General features: G+C 74.5%; 2 protein-coding genes. Both read right to left on the bottom strand.

What is annotated here, in order from left to right; translation table 11 throughout:
• On the bottom strand, positions 1–1,087 hold a 1,087-nt coding region (locus tag ACYVE9_RS22425; RefSeq protein ID WP_461029698.1), incomplete at its 3' end, for a beta-ketoacyl synthase N-terminal-like domain-containing protein.
• Between the two features lie 38 nt (positions 1,088–1,125).
• Positions 1,126–2,556: beta-ketoacyl reductase (locus ACYVE9_RS22430; protein WP_461029699.1), on the bottom strand; the 1,431-nt coding region annotated here is incomplete at its 5' end.

Consider the following 2,556-nt stretch of genomic DNA (forward strand, 5'->3'; position numbering starts at 1 on the left):
GCCGGTCCTGGCCGTAGGTGGCGAGCAGCGCCTGCGCCTCGATCGGGTCGCCGAGGGTGGTGCCGGTGCCGTGCGCCTCGACGGCGTCGATGTCGGCCGGCACCAGCTTCGCGGCGTTGAGCGCCTGCCAGATGACCCGTTCCTGGGACGGGCCGTTGGGGGCGGTGAGGCCGTTGGAGGCGCCGTCCTGGTTGACGGCGGAGCCGCGCACCACGGCGAGCACGGGGTGCCCGTTGCGGCGGGCGTCGGAGAGCCGCTCGACGACGAGCATGCCGGCGCCCTCACCCCAGGCGGTGCCGTCGGCGCCGTCGGCGAAGGCACGGCAGCGGCCGTCGGGCGACAGTCCGCGCTGGCGGCTGAACTCCAGGAATACCGTGGGTGTCGACATGACGGTGACGCCGCCGGCGAGCGCGAGGTCGCACTCCCCCGCCCGCAGCGCCTGCGCCGCCAGGTGCAGGGTGACCAGCGAGGAGGAGCAGGCGGTGTCGACGGACACGGCCGGGCCCTCCAGTCCCAGGGTGTAAGAGATGCGGCCGGATACGACGCTGGCGGAGTTGCCCACGCCGTCGTCGCCGGCGTTGTCGGACAGGCTGAGCAGGGTCGTGTAGTCGTGCAGGTTGGTGCCGGAGAAGACGCCGGTGCGGCTGCCGCGCAGGGCCAGCGGGTCGATGCCGGCGCGTTCCAGCGCCTCCCAGCAGATCTCCAGCAGGAGGCGCTGCTGGGGGTCGGTGCCGACGGCCTCCCGGGGTGAGATGCCGAAGAACCCGGCGTCGAAGTCGCCGACGCGTTCGATGAATCCGCCGGTGCGGGTGTAGCTGCGGCCCGGTGTGCCGGGCTCCGGGTCGTACAGCGACTCGACGTCCCAGCCGCGGTCGCGGGGCCACTCGGTCATGGCGTCGGTGCCGCTGTCCAGCAGCCGCCACAGGTCGTCGGGTTCCGTCACACCGCCTGGGAAACGGCAGCCCATCGCGACGATCGCTACCGGTTCCTGCTCGCGTGCCTCGGCGGCGGCGAGCCGCTGCCGCGTCTGGTGCAGGTCGGCCGTGACCTTCCTCAGGTAGCCGAGCAGCCTGTCCTCATCGCTCATGCGTGTGTCACCGTTTCCCAGGTCCTGTGGCCGGGCCATCAGGAGATGCCGAGGTCGTTCTCGATGAAGTCGAAGATCTCGTCCGCCGCTGCGGAGTTGATCCGGTCGCTGACGTCGTCCGTGGCGGCGGCGACCGCGGTGGACGTGTTGCGGCCGGTGCCGCCGAGGCCGGTGAGCAGCGCCTGCAGTCGGGCGCCGATGCGGTCGCGCCGCTTGTCGTCGCCGGGCAGGTCGGCGAGCGCCGCCTCCAGCCGGTCGAGGTCGGCGAGCACGGCGGTCGCCGTGTCGTTGCCCTCGCTCAGGCGTGCGCGCAGGTAGCCGGCGAGCGCGGCGGCGTTGGGTTGGTCGAACAGGAGGGTGGCGGGCAGGGTCAGGCCGGTGGCGGCGCCGATGCGGTTGCGCAGGGTGACGGCCGACATCGAGTCGAACCCCAGGGCGTTGAAGGGCTGCGCGGCGCCCACCGGGTCGGTGGAGGAGTGGCCGAGCACACCGTCGGCCTCGGCCCGGACCAGGGCGAGCAGGGTGCGTTCCTGCTCGGCGGCGCTCTGCCCGGCAAGCTTGCCCCGCAGTTCCCCCGCCGTGTCGGTGTCGGAGTGCGCCTGCGGGTGCCGGGCGAGCAGGTCGGTGATCTCCGGCAGGCCGGACAGCAGGGGGCTGGGCCGGGCGGTGGTGAAGCCGGGGGCGAACCGGGCCCAGTCGACGTCGGCGACGACGGTCGTCGACTCGCCGCGGGCGGTGGCCCGGCCGATGGCCCGGACGGCCTGGTCGGGGTCGAGGGGGTGGATGCCGCTGCGCCGCATGCGGGCCTCGGTCTCCGGGTTCTCGGTGGCCATGCCGCCACCTCCCCACGGGCCCCAGGCGAGCGAGGTCGCGGGCAGCCCGGCGGCGCGGCGGCGTTCGGCGACGGCGTCGAGGGCGGCGTTGGCGGCGGAGTAGTTGGCCTGTCCGATGGTGCCCAGCGTGCCGGAGACGGAGGAGTACAGCACGAACGCGCTCAGCTCCCGGTCGCGGGTGAGGTCGTCCAGGTTGCGGGCCGCGGCCAGCTTGGGCCGCAGCACAAGGTCGAGGCTGGCGGTCTGCGTCCCGTCGACGAGCCGGTCGTCGAGAACGCCCGCGGTGTGCACCACCGCGTCCACGGGGTGTTCGGCCAGCAGGGCGGCGACCGCGTCCCGGTCGGCCACGTCGCAGGCGGCGACGACAAGTTCGGTTCCGGTGCCGTCGAGTTCCTCCTTCAGCCGGGCGGCGCCGTCCGCGGCTGCGCCGGAGCGGCTGACGGCGACGATCCGGCGGGCTCCCTGCTCGGCCAGCCAGGCGGCGGTGCGCAGCCCGAGGGCTCCGGTCGCGCCGGTGAGCAGCACGGTTCCCGTCCAGTCGGGCCCGGGACCGGCGGGTGCGCCGGCCGGCAGGTGCTCCAGGCGGCGCAGGAAGGTGCCCGCGGGTCGTACCGCGATCTGGTCCTCCGGGCCGGC

This window comes from Streptomyces sparsus (assembly GCF_054776295.1).